Below are 17,530 nucleotides of genomic sequence, written 5' to 3' on the forward strand. Positions count from 1 at the left end.
GTCGCAACTTCAGGTCTGTGGAGTCCATATAGCAGCATTCCGTGTATACCTCACCGTCCTCGATTATCCATATAGTACAACCGCTGAAATTACTGAAATTCTCGAGATCAGAGTACGACCGGGAAACAATTGAAACTGCTGTATGAATAGGACTTAGTCACTCGATATCCGCGCACTGTCTCTAATGGTGGCGTCGAATATCTTCACGTCGCTCAACCACTCGCAGAAACCACGGAGTGGCTACAACACGAACTAGACATGTGGACAGATGCAGTCATGACGCAACTATCGCAGTTTCACGCAGACTAGTATACATTTGGAGGATGCACTCACGTTATCGCCGCTCTGCCAATAGGAGTTTTGGTGATACAATGATTTACGATGTTAAGAGTTCGTTCGATGTTTGCGATTCGTAGAGTTCGTTTGAACAGTCTCGTTTCTCAGCCTCTGAACCGACGATAGAAAACCTCGCACTTCGAAAGTTGTGCGATGTTTGCGATTTGTACAATGGTTGCGATTCGTGCGAATTGAAGAATTCGTTGGAACAGCTTTGTTTCTTAGCCCCTAATTCGACGACAACAAGTCTCGTACTGTAAAATTCGTACGATGTTTACGATTCGTGGGATTCGTACAATTCACACATAACATTTATACAATTACCATGAGTCGATTGGGGTAGAGGCACTCACGAACTTTACGAACTTTAGGATTCGGAGAATGTTAGAGATTTGTTCGATTCTCACGATTCGTAAAGTTCGTAGAGTGCAGGAGGATCAATCATGGCAGAAGAACACATCAGTGGAGAACCGCGCGCCGTTTCTGTCGGCGTGCTCAAAGGCGGGTTTGGAAAGACAACAACGGCGATTAACCTGGCTCGTGAGTTAGCTCATCGAAACGGCTCAGCTCTCGTTGTCGACCTCGACGACAACGGCCACATGAGTCAGAATCTCGGATTCACGGACCAATATAGTGCCGAAGAGAACCACGCCGAAGCCGTTCTCATTGACGGTGAGGAACCAACGCAATACATTCAAACAGTAACTCATGGGCTCGATATTTTCCCCGCCCACGTGCAGCTCGAAGACGTCCAGAGTGGCCTAAAGGAGGCGACGATGGGAACGACACGACTCAAGGAGAATCTCATCAATCCGCTACTCGGTGACGAGTACGAGTATATCGTGGTCGACTGTCCAGCGAATCGCGGGAAGTTGAACGACAATGCCATGTACGCAACAGGGAACATCATCATCCCTCTTCGTGCAGAAAGCGGCTACGAAAGCGGACTGTCCAGTACCGTTCAACGGCTTGTGCAAGAAGCACGGCAGTACTTCGAGTTAAATATCCTCGCGATCACACCCACAGACTTGCAGGATCGTATCGACCAGGAAACGCGCGACCGTTCGCTCCTCAAGGAGATCAACAGTCGGGATGGCGTTTCAAAGCTCGTGCCGAACTATGCGCGAGTGACCGACAGTGATTGGGAAGCGATCGACAAAGGAAAGCAAAACGGGAATTTGCCCGGGATTCGTCACCGAGCAGCGATCGACCGCGCGCATGATGAAGGTGTCCCTCTTCGAGATTACGATGAAACCTGCGACCAGCTCGAAGCCTACACCGAACTTGCTCAAATCGTCGAGCACGGGGAGGTAGTACACGAATGACGGCATTTGACGATCTCGAGAGTGCAATCAACGAAGAAGCAGAGAAGGCGCCAACTTCGGACAGTTCGTCCGAGTCTGGAGATTCGGGCGAATCGCAAACATCGAACGAATTGTACGAGTCGCGCGAACCGCAAACATCGGAAGAGCCAAAAGATCCACGAAAGACGCCTGCATTCGAGTTTTCCCCAGATCTACGACGGAGTATCTACACGCGCGAAGAATCGTGGCAGGAGTTCGAGGATGCACGTGATCTAGAAATGACGCGAGAGTTGCGGGATGCAGGCGTTCGGAATCACGAGAGTCGTGAGGTTCACGATGCGATGGTTCGGTTAGCGGCGAAAAATCCCGAAGAGATGGCACAGTTAATCCTTGACGCACGCGGTGTCGACGAAGAACAGTAGCTAGGGGAGTGCTTCAGCACATTCCAAAAGACCGTCCTCAGTCTGCCAGATACCCAGGCGGCCTACATCGTTTAGCATGTCAAAAATCGCTGTCTGCATTCCACTATACGGCTTCTCAAGATTAACATTTGTATTGATTTCATCAGTATCTAGGTCGGAATATTCACGCTTAAAAACATGCGTCTTCGTAAAGTAGGTCTCCAGAGCAGTGAAGTATCCCTGCTCAACGAGAAAACCACCACGATCGTGCTCGGTCACACCCACAATATAATCGGTATAATCTGCAAGAAGTCGAAATTTGACATAAGTGTTGACCCACTCGCTTCGGATATCCACCATGAGAAACGCATAGGTATCGGCCCGCCGGTTGAGTCGGTCTTTGACTATCTGAAGTCGGTATATTTCCGGTCGACATAGCTTCCGAGAACGAAGTAGGCAAACTCGTTTGTGAAAATCGGCGAGAGCTCTGCGATACTGTATTTGAGATCTTCATATTCCTGTGGAGTGAGCGATGTGCCGTGGAGATGGTCCTCAGCTTTCTCGGCGAGATCTTCCAACGTTGATTCGTCTGTGCTCATGATTTTTGTACTCTCAATCGCCGAGTATCACTGTAGCGACTTCATCAGTGACTACATCGTTTTAGACCGATTCGTATTTCGGCGAAGCGCTTTTACACGCACTACTCGAAGAAACAAGTATGAGTACGTCTGGCCCCACCTCATCCGACCTCGACAACGTTCGCAAGCGGTTGAACGTTGTCACCCAGGAAACGCGGTTTTCACTCATTCAAGACATACTCGGGCATCCATCACAGCTTCCAACGCTGAAGGAACTGGACTACGTAAATCCAAGTAAGAGTCAGACAACAATCCGTCAGCATCTCCAACAACTCGTCGATGTAGGAATCGTGGAAGAGGTGTTCCTCCCAGACGAACAACGGCAGAACAATCTCCCGTACAAGTTCTATGGAATTAGTGACGAGGGACGAGATTTTCTAGATGATCACGGGTTACTGCGTGCTGAAGAGACGTTACAGACAATCTATGCTCGTGTAGAGAAGTCTAACGCGATCGAACGGTATCAGGCTGCACCTCGCCCTGAGCGCTGACCTACTTCTAGTGAGTTTTCGAAGCTGTAGCGATGAATTATTGCCAAAAATTGTGGGCTGAAAAGTACCTGAAAGCAGTCGTCCTAGAGAATAAGTCAGCGTCCCACCAGGCTAACAATCTGCTGGCGCATTTGAGTGTCAATCGGAATTCGAGAACACTGATCGTCAAGTCCGATCGACTGAAGTAGAAGACTTGCTTCATCCAATAGGGAAAGTTCTAGATACGTTCCTTCACGGTATCCATCACTCGTCCGGTTCATATCGATGATTTTCAGCGTTTCATATTCTCGAAGTTGATCGGTGATGCGCTTCTGACCAAGGACATTCGTACCGATTGACTCAGCAAATTTCCGGTAGACACGGTACATCTCGGTCGCCTTGAAATGGGATTGATTTGTGAATTCGTCCATGGCGGCGAGTGCGGTAATCGCGATCTTTGCTTGCGTTGGACAACCACGAATCAAATCTTGGACTCGTGTGACCTCAGCATCGTCGTTCGCAGCTCGGACGTGTTCTTCTCGAACCTGATCGACATCGGCATCACGAGCAACTTCGCCAGCAAGTCGAAAGAGATCGAGTGCACGTCGTGCATCCCCGTGTTCCTGTGCAGAAAATGCAGAGCACAACGGGATTACGTCCTCCGAAAGGACGCCTTCATGATAGGCGTCGCGACGCCGGTCTAGAATATCACCCAGTTGATTTGCGTCGTACGCTGGGAAGACGATCTCATCTGGAGCAAAGGAACTCTCGACACGGGTATCCAATCGATCACCGTATTTGAGATCGTTGCTGATACCCACGACAGTAATGCTGGCATCAACGTCGTTCTCCTCACCAGCTCGAGAGAGTTGCATGAGAAGTTTGCTATCGTCTGCTTCCTCTGGTGGGATATTCCGGGCGTCATCGGATGGTGCAAGCCGATCTATCTCGTCGAGAACGACAATAATTGCGTCGTAGAGTTTGTCGATGACCATCCATAGGCGATCGTAGTACGCTCCTGTCGCGATTCCAGAATGGGGAATTGTAATCCCCGTTTTCTGCGGGTCATTCAGACTTTTCGAGAGATGGATGACGGTTTGAACTTCCGAGCGGCGTTGTGCACAATCGATGATCGCACGGCCGATTCGGACGTCATTCTCTGCACCACGTTCTTCGACTTCACGACTCACGTACCGAGTAACAAGCGTCTTTCCGGAGCCTGATTTGCCGAGAAGGAGTGTCCCCTTTCCAGACCCTCCAGTGATCGTCGGTTTGAGTCGCCGAGCGACGGTTTCAATCTGGTCGTTTCGACCGACGATTTTGTCATGCTCGGGGATGTGGTCGATACGAAGCAAATCTTCGTTGGCGAAAATGGGATTGTCCTCGTCAAGTACGGAAAGAGGATCGTCGCGAGCCTTAGAGCGAGAATGGGCAACAGCCCCATGCTCGGCAGCATAATCGCCGAGTGTTTTCACTTGTGCTGTGCCTGAATCCATACACCGGATTTCAAATGAATTCATTATAAAAGAGACGGGATGAGAGATGTTGGCTACCCCTTGGCCACACCAGATTTCAAATGAATTCTCGGTAGGGTGTAGCAAGACAGGGAATACTCGGCACCCCCACACCGGATTTCAAATGAATCCAGGCACGATTCAGGCAGGGACACAGCGAGGGAGAAAAAGAGGAGATTATCAGAATACCCGTTAAATGGGCGTTAGAAGCGTTATCTCGGGGTAATCATTTGAAATCCGGTGTCGTTTAATAGAACACGACGGAGAAGAAGAGTGCTTAGGAGTAGAACGGTGGTTCAGTTTCTACTATATAAATGGACTACTCGTTGAAATCGATCTCATTCCAGATCGGTCCCACCTCTAAAAACCGGGTTTCTTACACACATACTACTACTACTATCTTACTGTTATAGTAATATATATAATAACGCGGTTAAAGATGCTGTTCTCCAAATGAACTTAATTCTCGGGAATTCGTCGAGAACAATCCTTTTATTGCATGATTCCTCCCTCAAGTCTTCACGTTTTCTTTGTCCTCTTTGGAACCGCCCTTTCTCTTGGAATGGAATTCATTTGAAATCCGGTGTGGGGGTGTTTTCTTGAGTTCGACTATTGTTGCCAATCTGATTAACCGGCTATATCTGTCCATTTGTTAGTATTCTAACTAAGAGCGGACGGTTTCACACCTGCTCTCGTCGAATCGTCACCATATCCGCTGCCACTCGTCTCGATTCTTCTGCTGCAATCACGAGCAGATTTGGCGCTGGTGTGCAGGGCACTTGATCACCAACGTGAAATCCAGCGTCAGCAGCACCGGGGAGTTGTACCTGATAGCCATTGCCCGCAACCTGAAGTGAGGAATCTATAATTTGACGAATCGAGACAGTGTCTAGGGCGGCTGATGTCGCGAGTTCGACGACATCTTCGTCTTTGATGCGGTCAATGTCGACGACGAGGAGAAGCTTGTCGAACGCGAATACCCGAATATCGGCTAGGCCGGTGGTCTCGTCGTCAGTTTCTTCAACGAGTCTTGCTACTCGTGCGGGCTTGGTGACCTGGAGAGCGAAGCCATCGCCGGACCGTTTGATCTTATTGGGCATTGGTGGTTAGTATAGCATACTAACCCTAGAAGACTCTCCTTGGTGGATGCGCTCTCGACTCGTCGTTGGTGATGAGAAGCGTCGCTCCGCGAGTTCTCCCATGTCTTCAGTTTCACTTCCGCTCTGGTTGGCTGAGGTCTTTATCGGTCGGGTACCAAGCGTAAAATGCAGTCAGCGTAACCCAGCAGGCGACGTGGGCTCCCGTACTCATCCCACCCCATCCTCCCACGCCGTCTGCTTGTTCCCCTTGTCATAATGAATTAGGTAGTGTCACGAGTGGACTCTGTCCGAGGATTTACTTGCTCAGCATTTGAATTTGATACCACGAATGGTCTCAGACGGGACATCGCCACTCACCCCACTTGCGCAAGAAGCACTCGACGCGCTCGCGAGCACTATCCCACCTGGAGGAGAACTCACCTACGAGCAAGCCTATGCTGTTCTCGCTGAGGAAGAAGACCTTGGACAACCCGATGCTGAAGATATCATCGAACGGCTGTACAATAAGGGCCATCTCTATGAGGTTGAGGGGAAACTTCGACTCACCGATTCCTGACTACAAAATTGAGCAACTGTCGGAGCATGCTGACTAGTACCGTCGGTTTGGGTGTGCGGGTTACTACAATCAGCATTTGTGTTACCGGAACGCGTTTTATTCTACCGTCCAATGCTCTAACTGCGCTCTCACACCTGGCCAAAGCGACTCCCCGGCGCCATCATGCGACGCTGACGGTCTGGCTAGTTGTGAGAGCCCTGCGGTCGGCTTTCCTTGCCTTTCTCCCGGTGAGCATTGGTGGAAACCGCGCTTTCGGAAATTCCAATTGGAAACAATTCACCGGGCTACTGACGGCCGGTACTCCTGGATCTTTTTGAGACTCATCTCGTAGAGAACATTCTGGAGAGAGACGGACTGATTCGCTCCAAACTGACGGTGACAGAACCTCGACTCTTACTTCATAGTGGGTGGCCAGCACGACCAGTACTCCTACTTGCTTCCATCGATATTTCTGGTATTGGAATATTCGGAAGCGGCCCTGGCTTACCTAAGGGACCCTCGGTAGTCGTGTTTACCTGCAATGAGCCACACCAGCCACATTAAGGCCGGATGGGACGAGTATCGACGAGCGCTTCGACCGACTGATCAAGCGGTCTTTGATCGACTCCTCGAGTATGCCCAGCTGCATGCCGATTCCAACACGGTTCACAAGCCCCTGTTTGTTGGGACGCCGATCCTCATCTCGATTCTGATCGAACAGCAGCGACAACTCGACGACTTGGGGGATCGACTCGATCATGTAGAGGATGATTGAACGACCGTGTGTGGCGTGGCACTATCCTCGAAATCACTGTGCGGCCACGGCGTTCATACGCGGAACACCTCCGTAGTCAACTGGTAGTCGGCGACTCGCTCGGGGCCGTCATTGAGATAGTCGATTTGGAAACCACCGACCTCGCCGGGACCGAGAGTCAGCGAGTCGATGCCGTCGGATGACAATACGTGTCCGCGGCGGTTGTAGAACGTTGCCGTAACAAACATATCAGCCCGGAAGCGGCCTGTCCATTCAACCTCACCCGTGATGGCGTAGTCCTTCTCGCCGAGGAATGTCTCGACGACGCCCCACGAATCGTCGCGGATGGCTGTGTGTGGCGCCGTGTTGTGCTGTTTAGTCTGTTTGCGGTGCCGTCGGTGTTTGTGTTTGCATGCCCCGACTGTCCCAAGTGACGAGGTGCTGATCACACTTACCCCGAGTGTCTGGAGGAATTGTCTGCGTTGCATTTTTTATCCTTGTCCTGTCTCCCGTCTTAAACCGCGGACGAGAGTACTGAAATGAATGGATTAGTGATGGATGGTGACCCCCCCAGTTCGCACCGAGAGTTTCGAAAGGTCACCGTTAGTTGGGATGGTTATCGTCGTCGGTTCGACCACGATACTATAGTCACCAACCGGCGTCGGCACCGTTGCCGCACCAGTCCCGGCAATCGTCACTGTGGTATCGCCTTCGACGATCGTTACATCGCCATCGGCACCTGCGTTTGCGGGGACGACCGGTGCAACTGGCGCGTCGATCGGCTCGTCGGTCACGAGCGAGCCGAGCCAAATCCCGCCGAAGAAGACGACCAGAAGCAACAGTAACGCTAGCAAGACGGTAATGAGTGCTCCGACGATGACGGCCAGCGTCCCCCGGCGGGTCGACCGTCCAGTGCGACGCCGAGCCTGGTTATATCCCTCGTCGTAGCCGCGGTCATAGTTAGATTGTGAGTTGTGTTGTCTGTCAGTCATTAATACCACCTATTGGAGAGTTGAATTCTGAGATCCATCTATAATCGCTAGACGGAGTACGAACATCGGTGAGAATACACACATATGGGTACGCGCCAAGCTGTTCTCCCAATTCCTCGGCTTGTGGTTGCCGCCCGCCTGTCATCGCCAGTGACCGCATCGCGGTATGACTCCTACGGGAATGGTCCACCCCCGATCGTTCATCGGCACAGATCTTTACAGATCGCCCGCCTCCCGATTCATTTGTGAATTGTGGAGTGGTGAGGGACCGTGCCCTTCATCTCTCCTCAAGATACATGTACGCCGTCTACCATAATAAACGTTTGTAGTCCAAAGTGAATTTCCTTATTGAGAAGGAAAGTAGATAACCAAGTAGAACCTATTAGTAATTTAGGTGATGAAAATGTCGCGTGGGACCGTAAATGAGAACTTCGAACCGACCGGAGATTCAGAAAAAGTACTAGATGCATTCAAAGCCGGGCGAGAAACCAATCATCCATGGGGACGACATACTCCTCGGTCAGTGCAAGAAACAACCGGGATTACCAAAGGCAATGTCGAGTTCTACCTGCGTGAACTGACCAACGCAGGATGGATTCGACGCTATACTCGCGGGCTCTACGAGTTTGTTATGGATCCCCGCGAAGCCAACGACGAATGACTTCAGATTCCGAGAAGACGTAGGTTCGAACCCTTTCGCGTAGGGAACTGTATGCAGCCCATGAAAACGCGCATAATAGAGCCGCTTCACGACGATTGTATCCGTTCCTATCTCTTCTAATGGATTTTTGCGCCGGCGAGGGCTATTTGAGGCTATTTAATTTCACCATTATCATAATTAGTACCAATAATAGGGGCGTCCTTCAGAGAGCGGTTCGTCTCAATGTCAGCCGTGAACTGACTCGTTTTCGGAAATCCACTTAGATCACCACCCGCGGACTCAATTCCCATGTTCTAACTCACCTCGCTCGTAAAGCTCTTTGAGTCGCTGATGCACTAGCCGCCGCTCTATCCCAACTGTACCTGCCGCCCACCGAGCGGTCACCGCCGGAAACTCTAACTTGTGTATCACTGTGAGAATATCGTCGTTAGTGGTTTTCTCTGCATACTTGGCACGATTGAGATGTATGGGCTAGTTTGTAAATAAATACAAGATGAATTGAATGGCAGCTCGCTACCCGCAACAGCAAATATAGGCGTCATCAGCGACCGAATTGATTGTCAGATGACTGTCGACCCTGTTTCGTGACTTGACCACCACACTTGGGACAAATTCCTTTCGCGGTGTCAAAGGTTTTACCACACAGCTGGCATTCAAAGGACGCATCACTTTTCGTAATGAATAACTGTTTGAGTTTGTTGATTAGTCTCATTTAGTGGTGATTTACACTCTTCGTGTACACCAGGAAAAATCTAAGGATAAATAGTAATATGCAAATTCTATTCGAGAACGCGGCAACTATTGGTATCACCGGATTTCAGGAAATTTCATGCATAATCTCTAGAAAACGATGTATCCATTCCGTTGTAGACGACTTGCTGCAATAGGATGTAGCGTTATCTCTGTACAGCTTGATCAGTGGAGATGGGTTTTCACGGGAACCATACTATATTTCAAAACGTTTAGACTGTAGTACGGAAATGCGTCAACGTATGAACGATGCCTAATTAGGAGTGATGAAACGTATCTCGGTCTCTTTGCATTGACGTTTTTACCAGTGTACAGCCAATAATATTATATTTAGAATTTCAGATGAAGAATATCCCTCCTCTCGCCGGCCGCCCAGCCATCACGGGGGCGATTCAGCGAGATCGGTGTGACAAACTCCATTTTGACCAGTGGCCTTCCGCCAACGTACAGGGACAAGATTCAAATCGACCTACTGCGGATATCATCGCACAGTGCTGTTCGACCGCGCCCGACAGCACGCCGCAACGGTTACGGCCGACCACTTCCCTGACTTGCCGGTTAAGGCGATTAAGTGGGAAATACTCGGGATGCGCACATCGAACGGCAGGTGCGACGATATACGACCCTGAGACCGGCGAGATGACGATCGCTCACGTGGGACGCCTCCGACTCGCAGGACTGGGAGCCAGACTAATGACGGGACGGACTGTCACCGTCCTCGCGCTCAACTATACTGACCCAATCCTGAGTAGAACTGGAGCAGTACCGTCAGCCGAGGAGAAACGATGATAAGACAATATACAGAACTCTAACTATGAACGATCACCCGTCGTTGATCGTGTCTATACTCCAATCTCACGTACGAACGACCGCTCTCTTAGCGCTCGCTGACGGCTGTGATTCGACCCAATCGTTGATAGACCAAAATACCGCCAGCAAATCCGCCGTCTACAACGCCCTAACGTGGCTACACGAGCACGAATTGATTTACAACCCATCATCGAAACGATGGTCGTTAACGGGAGCAGGGCAAATTGTTGTCAATGAAATCGACCAACACCGACAAACGGAGTCACTACTTGAGGCGGATATAGACTACTGGCAGTCCCACGATGTGACTGCACTACCGCCCCGGTTTCGGCTACGCCTTTCGGACCTTGCTGGCGGTGAAGTTGTACGAGCAACCGAGACACGACCGGCACGTGCTGTCTCCGAAGTCGAACGCCGGCTGAAGAACGCAGACGTGATCGGTGCGACCGTACCAGTGTACAACGATCGGTTGGCCGACGCAGCCAATGATGCCGACGTCACTCGACTCGTATTTAACGAAGCTGTTTTCGAGGAAGTCATCAAGGAGACGGCTTCTGCACAGCTCGACGTCACCGAGATGATTCGAGTGTCCGATGTGGCGATTGCAGTCACCGTTACCGAGGATTGTCTTCTGCTTTCGCTCCCGACATTGGACGGTACCTACGACTCGCAAACGGAATTCATCGCTGAGACGGACGAAGCACGACACTGGGGTAACGACCTTCTCGATTTCTACTGGAACTCTGCACAGTCACCGGACCGCGACTCTTCACGCCAGAAGTAACTTCACTAAAATTTGCCGTCACAGGGTAGCATCGGATGCCGTCGTTTGATCTTCCCTCAGCTTCCTCAGGACTATGCAGTTCCTCGATCCCGAACGCCGGAAACTCCCGGAGGAGTCTCTTCAACTGTTCGAGTTCCTTGTCGGTGCAGCCGGCGTTGATGATGCTATTACCGAACTGTATCCACCGATGTGGTGCTCATTGTCCCGGAAGTGACTAGAGCTTTGAAAACGAGTACGAAACAAAGGTCAAGTGGACAGAGTCGGTCGTGGAGACTGATGAATTGGCGACCGTCGCACAATATGTTGACGAACGCTATCTCAGATAATATGATCTGTTCGTGTACGTCGGAAGGTTGTTGCGGTGCATCGACCACGCCGCAATGAGTCCGGAAATGAATACCTACAAGACCCTCGTAGAAGCGAAACGGGCACTCGGGGATGTTTCCCACGAACGAATTGGGGAACTTCAAAACAAGCTTGATTACGAGACGATTCCTATCTGGAAACCCGTCGCGTTTCAGATCCGTGTAGGGCTAATCGCGCTGGGCTATCGACAGAACCGTCCTAAAGAGTGACAGTAGTCTAGTTGAGGATGATTCGACGTCAGGGAACCAATGACAAAGACGCGCGTTGTCTCTTGCTCACGCGACGAATCCAACCGCTCTTTGAGGATCTCACTGAAGCCATCTGTTCCTCAAAATACGAACGGGGGTGGAATCGAACCACCGGGGCCACCAAGTGGCCGCCATCACCCATGCGAAGACCGCTACACAGAGATGGTGCTTCTACCAACAAGCTACCCGTTCCTGCCCGGCACCCCCGGGAAAGTGGCAACCGTGGGACGCGGCGGACCATCCCACGCACCATTGGCTTGATACCAGTAGTAACGCGACGTGCTTTTCTGTGGTCGAACGTCCACCGTCGAGCATCGTATTCAGTGCGACGCTCGCAGTTGTTCCAATGGTCGCCACACCTATTGTTATGCGCCGCTTGAAAATGGAAGAAAAGCTTGTGACGAGGCGGAGCTCGGTCACTCCGATGCTCACTCGATGGCTTTCCCGCCTGACGAGGACAGCAGCGTCTATGGACTATTGTAGTAGATGAGGACAAGAGCAGTCACGTTATAGTGAACCCAATTTCTAAGTGAGTAACTAGCATACTACGACTGTCGAGTGGATCATGGTGGGTTCGTTGGTGAAACTGCTGTCTTTCACTCGATGAACGTGGACTTCATGGTTAGAAGCTAACACCTACCCTCACAATCCACGTTTGATGCGGTAGAGGATTAATACACGTAAGTGTAGCTAAAGTCAGTAACATACATGAAAACACAATAGTTTTGTCGGGATTTAATCGGAGGAATTCGAAACGTCCGCGTCGACCGTGGTTTGAACCGCGTTTTGGATAACGGCGTCTACACTTTCGTTCGGTCCCGTCAGTGGCGCATGTCGTGGGATCACCCCAGCCACGAGGCCGAGTCGGCGGCGCACTTGATCATCGGGCGTCACGGGCTATCCCGCAATCGTCGCACGCGAGACCGGTTTACCATTGATCTCGAACGTCTTACTGGCCGACGGAAACGAGGGCGACATATTACGCTTGACGCTGGTCACAGCGTTGTCTATAAGGGTAATGTCGGTGGCTGACTCATTTCTCCTTTTGTAGCGTACGACCTTACTCTACTGTATCTACACACCGCCCGTTCTCTGTAAGTAGTTCTGTGGCTCACAGCACCGACTGCTTAACCACTATGGTTTGATGTCTTACGATAGTCGTGGCAGTTCAGGATACTACGATTCGGCGTGTTTGATTTACTATTTTGTGTGGGTCACTATTTCGACTCATGGTTAAGATGGGAATCGTAGAGTGGCGAACGACTAATTCGGTCACACTTCCTCTCATCATCTCATCACAAACCGATAGTCACGGGAATTGGAAATTAATGTATGAAGAGTTATGAAATAATACATATAGATAAAGTGCGAGAACAACAAAGGTGTAGATGTTGATGATCTTCGTACGACGGTTCCGATAGAGTGTAATTAGATTTGCTGAAACACTCGTATTATGGCAGAACGATGGTTCAATTGTTGGAGTAGTGGTTGTCGAAAGAATGAATTTAGGACAGGGTAATCAGGTTGTTGCAACTTCTTGTCCGAGATATTCCTTTTCCCAGTCTCGTCTCGTTTCGATTTCTCGCTGACCACGTTGAGTCAACGTATAGATGTTTGTTCGGCGGTCTTTTTGGCTCTTCTCGATCAACCCCTTGTCGACGAGTGTATCTAGATTTGGATAAAGTCGCCCGTGATGGACTTCAGTTTCATAGTAGTCTTCGAGGTTGTCTTTGATGGCGAGACCATGGGGTTCGTCTAATCCCGCGACGACGTACAGGAGGTCACGTTGAAAGCCAGTCAGGTCGTTCATTGTTCTCCCCATAGATACTGGAACGGATTCATAAAATCACTTGCGGCATGTTGAAGGTCATCGACTAACCAATGCGATTTACGCTCATGGTAGAGAATTACTCCATTGAGACTCCTCTGCTTTTATCCCACCAATTGGGGGAGATACCTCTCAGGCACTGCTATATTGGCTGTCAAACGGGTCTTCATCGTCTATGCCTCTATTTATGAATCTGGCTATTGCCCTCAGAGCACTGGTATTAGTTAATTAAGTGGATTGAGTCCCTGCTGTTCCCACGTCGCTACCATCGTTGTAAATATTAGTGAATTTGGGCTCCGATTTCCGAATCCATCGACGATTTTTCGATATCATCTGTAGTCAACCAGTCCATCGAATAGCAGTCACCGTTTTAGCGATCCCCTAATTGCTTATGTTGACCCTCGTTGCTGTGTTTTCACTGCCTGCGCCGTGGCAAGGGTTTCAACCCTTGATGGATGGCTACTGGCCGTCGCTTATCTCGTAAATACAGGGCAGGTACTTGTACGTGGCCGACAGGAGGGCGAGAGTGTCCACTGGACGGAGAAAGAAATTGGATTCGCTATCGCAAGGGTTCATACTGTCGGGTCGTATTTTGCAATTCGAGCGACTGAGCCATTTGTTGCTCTGTTCGGCAGTACAGAAATCGTCAGGGGGCTCTTCATCACCGGGACAATGAGCACGCTGCCCGAACTGTTCGCGACATGGAGTGTGGAGCGGAGTAGACAGTTCTCATCAGGGACAACGGGTACGATCATGGACAATGCGGCGACGATGACGATCACCACCATTCCAATCACATTTGTTACTGTCCCAATAAAAAATTCCCAGCACTATGGGATGGATTTCAACTTTCTGGTACTAACCCCCGTATCATATGTCATTTTCATCTACTGGAATCCAGAGGAATCCGGGCTTGCACTTTGCCAAATGATAGCCTTCAATCTCAGTTTTCTCGGTGTTCTTCGTGTGAAAACCATTGGTATCTTTTAGACTGACTCAATTTAACCGTAATTCGCTATCATATCTTATACGGTAGAGTGGAAGAGATTTGCTAGGTCGGCGGAAGACCTCAGTCATCTCTTCCCTTCTTAAGAACCGTATTTGCTCGTCAATCGGCTGGACCGACCCAGTTCAACTCAACTGCTCTCCCATTGCCTCACGTATGTTCATCAGGTCGTTTCTATCGATCCGTCATGAATTGTTAATGACGGCTCCAGTTCTACATCGTCTTCTTTCGTTTGTCATTTACGTCAAATCTGAAGAAAGAAGGATTAATGAACAATGTTGCGCTTAGAGTAATTTTACTCAGAGTTGTTAATCAATTTCGTTACGTCACTAAGATCGTAATGATGCCTGTTGTCAGGAAGTAAGAGCGTCATTCTCGGCGGTGACCAATATCGACATTATTACTACCACGATTTTAGAAAGCCATGAATCAACAAGCTGCTCCCAAATACACGAATCATCACCCCTATGCTGAAAATTAGACCTCTATATCGCAAACTGGGTGATTCTGCCCTCCAAAACTTGTTGCTGTAACCGCAGCTTCACTGATGAACAATAGGTCACCACCAATAGGCAACAGGATGGCGAGAAGTGAATCAAACTGGGCTGCAATCGAGGGGGAAGTTATTGTTGCAACGAGATAAGCGATCCCCCAATAGGCGCCGTCAGCACCACCAGCTCCAACAAGTACATCTCTAAACATGAGGGCGAACACAACCCCACCCATAGTCCCACTGATTGCACCGTGTAGAGCTCCCATTCGCGGTGATCCTACTAGCTGTTCGACAAGGTATCCACCGAAGAAGTCAGAGCAAAGGAGGAGGAGAATACTGCTCGCTCAGCGCGATGCCTTTGTAATAGGAGCTAAATCGGCCACTACTACGATGCCAACTTGGATGCTCGCACCGATGGCAATTGTTTTCTAGTCCATTATTACCTTGTACCTACAGACGGATGGAGAAATGCTTTAGGCCCAAAGTCAAAGGAACAGTAATGCAACGGCGCACGGTCATCAAACTACTTGGCTCAAGTATGATGGGAGGCAGTACGACCCTTACCGGGTGTACTCGCCTAAATCCGTCAAGTCCATCAAGCACGACCAATCAGCCGGGGGCATCAAACACAGTCAAAATGGTTACAAAGGATCAGCAATCGTTTTTCGATCCAATTGGCCTGTTCGTCGACCCCGGCGAAACGATTACATTTGTGATGAAGAGTGGCAACCACTCAGCGACAGCATATCACCGACGGTACGATCTGGCAGAGGAAACGCGAATCCCGAAGAAGGCAGACCCCTTTGATAGCGGTGTTATCATCGAACAAGGAAAGACGTTCAAACACACCTTCGACACAAAAGGAACCTATGACTATTACTGCATTCCACACAAGACGATGGGGATGATAGCCCGTCTTGTTGTGGGTAAACCGGGCGGGCCAGCAAAGGGGAGTATGCCTCCTGATGGAACAGTGCCGACGAGCCAGCAAATTGTCAACAAAGGAGCTGTGAGCTATAAGCAATTCAATGAGAGCAGATGACTGACGCGCCTTGAATCCAGTAACCAGACGCTCGCCCGTTTCCGATATAGAGTCGCAACTCAATAGTTCAATTCTGTCTTTACTACGATGTATATTGACACAACTGATCTTGTTTACTTCGAGTACAATTCAAGTAGTTCTTGATACCGATTCCTGATTGTCACCGGGGAAACATTAGTAACGTTCGCGACAGTCTCTTGGGTGATTGATTCATTTGTTAACCCAGCTGCTGCATATACTGCTCCTGCAGCTAGTGCGACTGGACTTTTCCCACTATGTGCGTTCTGACGCTTGGCAGATTCGAGAAGCTCACGACCGAGATGCTCTGTCTCAGTACTGAGTTTGAGGGCTGAGACAAAACGTGGGAGAAACTGGACAGGGTCAGTCGGTGCAATTTCGAGTCTAAGTTCACTTGCGAGATACCGATATGCACGCTGAATGCGGCGTCGTTCGACACGGCTCACTTCTGCAAAATCATCAAGACTACGGGGAATATTCGCCCGTCGTGCTGCGGCATAAAGACATGCTGTTGCAATGCCTTCGATGGATCGGCCGGGGAGGAGATCTGCCTCAAGTGCCCGACGGTAAAGAACGCTTGCTGTTTCAACAACATCATCTGGCACATCAACTGCCGCCCCCATACGAGAAATCTCCCCGAGTGCCTGCTTGAGATTCCGCTCGTGGTCTGACTTTGCACGAAAGCGTTCGTCCCATGTGCGAAGCCGTTGCATTTTCCGGCGTTGTGCAGTAGAAAGTGGATTTCCGCCAGCATCGACATCGCGATACCCGATGACAGAGCTCAATCCTTTATCGTGTAATTGACGGGTCACCGGCGCACCAACCCGACTTTCGTTTTGTTCGTCGGATGAAAAGGATCGCCATTCCGGTCCACGGTCGATGCGATTTTCGCCAAGGACGAGTCCACACTCATCACAAACGATCTCCCCTTCATTATCTGACGCAGATACGTTCGTTTGGCATTCTGGACATGTTCTCGAGTTCGGTTGAGGGTCAACTGCCTGCTGATCACCGAGACTCGTTTCAGTATGCTGGTCAAGCGGTCGTGCCTGTTGATTCATTTGTTCGACCCCGGTTGACTGCGTCTCCTAGAGAGTGTGCCACCCATCCACAAGAGCTTCGCAGGTGATTTTCAAAACGTGAGAACTGGAATAGCTATTTTTTACAACAGGTAATAGAGATAGATATGGTAATGTCGACGCCGAGGTCGCATTTTGGAATCTTCATCGTAATTCTCGGAGTAGTTCTGGCAGGAATGATCACCAGCCCAATGACCAACACAACGAAGATGGTGGTTAGTGGCGGCTTACTTCTTCTCGGATTCGCTGCATTTTATCTCGGAGTAGAGTACGGTTCAACTCGTCAATTGTCGAGTTAGTAGAGATCACGACAAGCAGAAAAAAGAGGATTATCATGATCCGACTACAAGCGTACTACTATGAATAAGAAAGAACAGCTACTTGCCACCCCCCTTGAAATC

20 protein-coding genes and 1 pseudogene are annotated in these 17,530 nt (G+C 49.9%); 11 read left to right on the top strand and 10 right to left on the bottom strand.

What is annotated here, in order from left to right:
- The first annotated feature begins 779 nt into the window (after positions 1 to 779).
- Together LIX00_RS15735 and LIX00_RS15740 are read left to right on the top strand one after the other, a co-directional pair.
- Entirely contained in the window at positions 780 to 1,661 is an 882-nt protein-coding gene (locus tag LIX00_RS15735; protein ID WP_227355935.1) for a ParA family protein, read from the top strand.
- Positions 1,658 to 2,062 (top strand): DUF7970 domain-containing protein, encoded by a 405-nt coding sequence (locus LIX00_RS15740; RefSeq protein WP_227355936.1) that lies wholly within the window; start codon positions 1,658 to 1,660, stop codon positions 2,060 to 2,062. The genes LIX00_RS15735 and LIX00_RS15740 overlap by 4 nt, the downstream gene beginning before the upstream one ends.
- Here LIX00_RS15740 and LIX00_RS15745 read toward each other — a convergent pair.
- Positions 2,063 to 2,640: pseudogene (locus tag LIX00_RS15745) on the bottom strand (DUF8170 family protein).
- A 119-nt stretch (positions 2,641 to 2,759) separates the two neighbouring features.
- Between LIX00_RS15745 and LIX00_RS15750 the strand changes: the two are divergent.
- Entirely contained in the window at positions 2,760 to 3,170 is a 411-nt protein-coding gene (locus LIX00_RS15750) for a helix-turn-helix domain-containing protein (RefSeq protein ID WP_227355937.1), read from the top strand.
- 95 nt (positions 3,171 to 3,265) lie between these two features.
- Here the strand turns inward: LIX00_RS15750 and LIX00_RS15755 are convergent, their stop codons facing one another.
- Positions 3,266 to 4,645 (bottom strand): Cdc6/Cdc18 family protein, encoded by a 1,380-nt coding sequence (locus LIX00_RS15755; RefSeq protein WP_227355938.1) that lies wholly within the window; start codon positions 4,643 to 4,645, stop codon positions 3,266 to 3,268.
- A gap of 698 nt (positions 4,646 to 5,343) precedes the next feature.
- The gene (locus LIX00_RS15760; RefSeq protein WP_227355939.1) at positions 5,344 to 5,763 is read right to left on the bottom strand and encodes a hypothetical protein; all 420 of its coding nucleotides are present in this window, start codon (positions 5,761 to 5,763) and stop codon (positions 5,344 to 5,346) included.
- A 328-nt stretch (positions 5,764 to 6,091) separates the two neighbouring features.
- On the opposite strand from LIX00_RS15760, the gene LIX00_RS15765 reads away from it, so the two are divergent.
- Together LIX00_RS15765 and LIX00_RS15770 are read left to right on the top strand one after the other, a co-directional pair.
- Positions 6,092 to 6,319 carry a hypothetical protein gene (locus tag LIX00_RS15765; RefSeq protein ID WP_227355940.1) on the top strand — a complete coding sequence of 76 codons (228 nt, stop codon included), beginning with the start codon at positions 6,092 to 6,094 and terminating at the stop codon, positions 6,317 to 6,319.
- A 520-nt stretch (positions 6,320 to 6,839) separates the two neighbouring features.
- Positions 6,840 to 7,073, top strand: a complete 234-nt coding sequence (locus tag LIX00_RS15770) for a DUF8156 family protein (RefSeq protein WP_227355941.1) — start codon at positions 6,840 to 6,842, stop codon at positions 7,071 to 7,073.
- Between the two features lie 53 nt (positions 7,074 to 7,126).
- Here the strand turns inward: LIX00_RS15770 and LIX00_RS15775 are convergent, their stop codons facing one another.
- On the bottom strand, positions 7,127 to 7,540 hold the full coding sequence (locus LIX00_RS15775; RefSeq protein ID WP_227355942.1) for an FxLYD domain-containing protein: 414 nt from the start codon (positions 7,538 to 7,540) through the stop codon (positions 7,127 to 7,129).
- 60 nt (positions 7,541 to 7,600) lie between these two features.
- Positions 7,601 to 8,044, bottom strand: a complete 444-nt coding sequence (locus tag LIX00_RS15780; protein WP_227355943.1) for a hypothetical protein — start codon at positions 8,042 to 8,044, stop codon at positions 7,601 to 7,603.
- A gap of 523 nt (positions 8,045 to 8,567) precedes the next feature.
- Between LIX00_RS15780 and LIX00_RS26135 the strand changes: the two genes are divergently transcribed.
- Entirely contained in the window at positions 8,568 to 8,705 is a 138-nt protein-coding gene (locus tag LIX00_RS26135) for a hypothetical protein (protein WP_368410762.1), read from the top strand.
- Positions 8,706 to 9,246: 541 nt separating this feature from the next.
- On the opposite strand, the gene LIX00_RS26140 is transcribed toward LIX00_RS26135, so the two are convergent.
- Positions 9,247 to 9,417, bottom strand: coding sequence for a DUF1272 domain-containing protein (locus tag LIX00_RS26140; RefSeq protein ID WP_368410763.1), 171 nt, complete (start codon positions 9,415 to 9,417; stop codon positions 9,247 to 9,249).
- 199 nt (positions 9,418 to 9,616) lie between these two features.
- On the opposite strand from LIX00_RS26140, the gene LIX00_RS26300 reads away from it, so the two are divergent.
- Together LIX00_RS26300 and LIX00_RS15790 are read left to right on the top strand one after the other, a co-directional pair.
- A complete protein-coding gene (locus tag LIX00_RS26300; protein ID WP_438267085.1) occupies positions 9,617 to 9,712 on the top strand; it encodes a DUF7835 family putative zinc beta-ribbon protein in 96 nt (31 codons plus the stop codon).
- 557 nt (positions 9,713 to 10,269) lie between these two features.
- A complete protein-coding gene (locus LIX00_RS15790) occupies positions 10,270 to 11,049 on the top strand; it encodes a helix-turn-helix transcriptional regulator (RefSeq protein WP_227355944.1) in 780 nt (259 codons plus the stop codon).
- Here LIX00_RS15790 and LIX00_RS26515 read toward each other — a convergent pair.
- Positions 10,946 to 11,230 carry a DUF7975 family protein gene (locus tag LIX00_RS26515; RefSeq protein ID WP_497007350.1) on the bottom strand — a complete coding sequence of 95 codons (285 nt, stop codon included), beginning with the start codon at positions 11,228 to 11,230 and terminating at the stop codon, positions 10,946 to 10,948. The two genes, LIX00_RS15790 and LIX00_RS26515, sit on opposite strands and share 104 nt — an antisense overlap.
- A gap of 1,952 nt (positions 11,231 to 13,182) precedes the next feature.
- Complete coding sequence (locus LIX00_RS15795) at positions 13,183 to 13,473, bottom strand: PadR family transcriptional regulator (RefSeq protein ID WP_227355945.1); 291 nt, start codon at positions 13,471 to 13,473, stop codon at positions 13,183 to 13,185.
- A 447-nt stretch (positions 13,474 to 13,920) separates the two neighbouring features.
- Here LIX00_RS15795 and LIX00_RS15800 point away from each other — a divergent pair, with 447 nt between their 5' ends.
- A complete protein-coding gene (locus LIX00_RS15800) occupies positions 13,921 to 14,481 on the top strand; it encodes a hypothetical protein (RefSeq protein ID WP_227355946.1) in 561 nt (186 codons plus the stop codon).
- Between the two features lie 493 nt (positions 14,482 to 14,974).
- Here the strand turns inward: LIX00_RS15800 and LIX00_RS15805 are convergent, their stop codons facing one another.
- Positions 14,975 to 15,256: a hypothetical protein gene (locus LIX00_RS15805; RefSeq protein ID WP_227355947.1), complete on the bottom strand. Its 282-nt coding sequence runs from the start codon at positions 15,254 to 15,256 to the stop codon at positions 14,975 to 14,977.
- Between the two features lie 233 nt (positions 15,257 to 15,489).
- Between LIX00_RS15805 and LIX00_RS15810 the strand changes: the two genes are divergently transcribed.
- Positions 15,490 to 16,032 (top strand): plastocyanin/azurin family copper-binding protein, encoded by a 543-nt coding sequence (locus LIX00_RS15810; protein ID WP_227355948.1) that lies wholly within the window; start codon positions 15,490 to 15,492, stop codon positions 16,030 to 16,032.
- 113 nt (positions 16,033 to 16,145) lie between these two features.
- Here LIX00_RS15810 and LIX00_RS15815 read toward each other — a convergent pair whose 3' ends face one another.
- On the bottom strand, positions 16,146 to 17,111 hold the full coding sequence (locus tag LIX00_RS15815; RefSeq protein WP_227355949.1) for a transcription initiation factor IIB: 966 nt from the start codon (positions 17,109 to 17,111) through the stop codon (positions 16,146 to 16,148).
- Between the two features lie 131 nt (positions 17,112 to 17,242).
- On the opposite strand from LIX00_RS15815, the gene LIX00_RS26305 reads away from it, so the two are divergent.
- Complete coding sequence (locus tag LIX00_RS26305; RefSeq protein ID WP_438267091.1) at positions 17,243 to 17,428, top strand: DUF7333 family protein; 186 nt, start codon at positions 17,243 to 17,245, stop codon at positions 17,426 to 17,428.
- Positions 17,429 to 17,530 lie beyond the last annotated feature (102 nt).

This window comes from Haladaptatus salinisoli (assembly GCF_020614375.1).
Lineage (GTDB): Archaea > Halobacteriota > Halobacteria > Halobacteriales > Haladaptataceae > Haladaptatus > Haladaptatus salinisoli.

What these genes read in the sequence shown, in the direction of transcription:
- LIX00_RS15750 (WP_227355937.1), top strand. Translation starts at nt 2,760, where the DNA reads ATGAGTACGTCTGGCCCCACCTCATCCGACCTCGACAACGTTCGCAAG.
- LIX00_RS15735 (WP_227355935.1), top strand. Translation starts at nt 780, where the DNA reads ATGGCAGAAGAACACATCAGTGGAGAACCGCGCGCCGTTTCTGTCGGC.
- LIX00_RS26305 (WP_438267091.1), top strand. Translation starts at nt 17,243, where the DNA reads ATGTCGACGCCGAGGTCGCATTTTGGAATCTTCATCGTAATTCTCGGA.
- LIX00_RS15780 (WP_227355943.1), bottom strand. Translation starts at nt 8,044, where the DNA reads ATGACTGACAGACAACACAACTCACAATCTAACTATGACCGCGGCTAC.
- LIX00_RS15795 (WP_227355945.1), bottom strand. Translation starts at nt 13,473, where the DNA reads ATGAACGACCTGACTGGCTTTCAACGTGACCTCCTGTACGTCGTCGCG.
- LIX00_RS15770 (WP_227355941.1), top strand. Translation starts at nt 6,840, where the DNA reads ATGAGCCACACCAGCCACATTAAGGCCGGATGGGACGAGTATCGACGA.
- LIX00_RS15740 (WP_227355936.1), top strand. Translation starts at nt 1,658, where the DNA reads ATGACGGCATTTGACGATCTCGAGAGTGCAATCAACGAAGAAGCAGAG.
- LIX00_RS15755 (WP_227355938.1), bottom strand. Translation starts at nt 4,645, where the DNA reads ATGGATTCAGGCACAGCACAAGTGAAAACACTCGGCGATTATGCTGCC.
- LIX00_RS15760 (WP_227355939.1), bottom strand. Translation starts at nt 5,763, where the DNA reads ATGCCCAATAAGATCAAACGGTCCGGCGATGGCTTCGCTCTCCAGGTC.
- LIX00_RS15805 (WP_227355947.1), bottom strand. Translation starts at nt 15,256, where the DNA reads ATGGGAGCTCTACACGGTGCAATCAGTGGGACTATGGGTGGGGTTGTG.
- LIX00_RS15810 (WP_227355948.1), top strand. Translation starts at nt 15,490, where the DNA reads ATGCAACGGCGCACGGTCATCAAACTACTTGGCTCAAGTATGATGGGA.
- LIX00_RS15765 (WP_227355940.1), top strand. Translation starts at nt 6,092, where the DNA reads ATGGTCTCAGACGGGACATCGCCACTCACCCCACTTGCGCAAGAAGCA.
- LIX00_RS26140 (WP_368410763.1), bottom strand. Translation starts at nt 9,417, where the DNA reads ATGAGACTAATCAACAAACTCAAACAGTTATTCATTACGAAAAGTGAT.
- LIX00_RS15790 (WP_227355944.1), top strand. Translation starts at nt 10,270, where the DNA reads ATGAACGATCACCCGTCGTTGATCGTGTCTATACTCCAATCTCACGTA.
- LIX00_RS15815 (WP_227355949.1), bottom strand. Translation starts at nt 17,111, where the DNA reads ATGAATCAACAGGCACGACCGCTTGACCAGCATACTGAAACGAGTCTC.
- LIX00_RS15775 (WP_227355942.1), bottom strand. Translation starts at nt 7,540, where the DNA reads ATGCAACGCAGACAATTCCTCCAGACACTCGGGGTAAGTGTGATCAGC.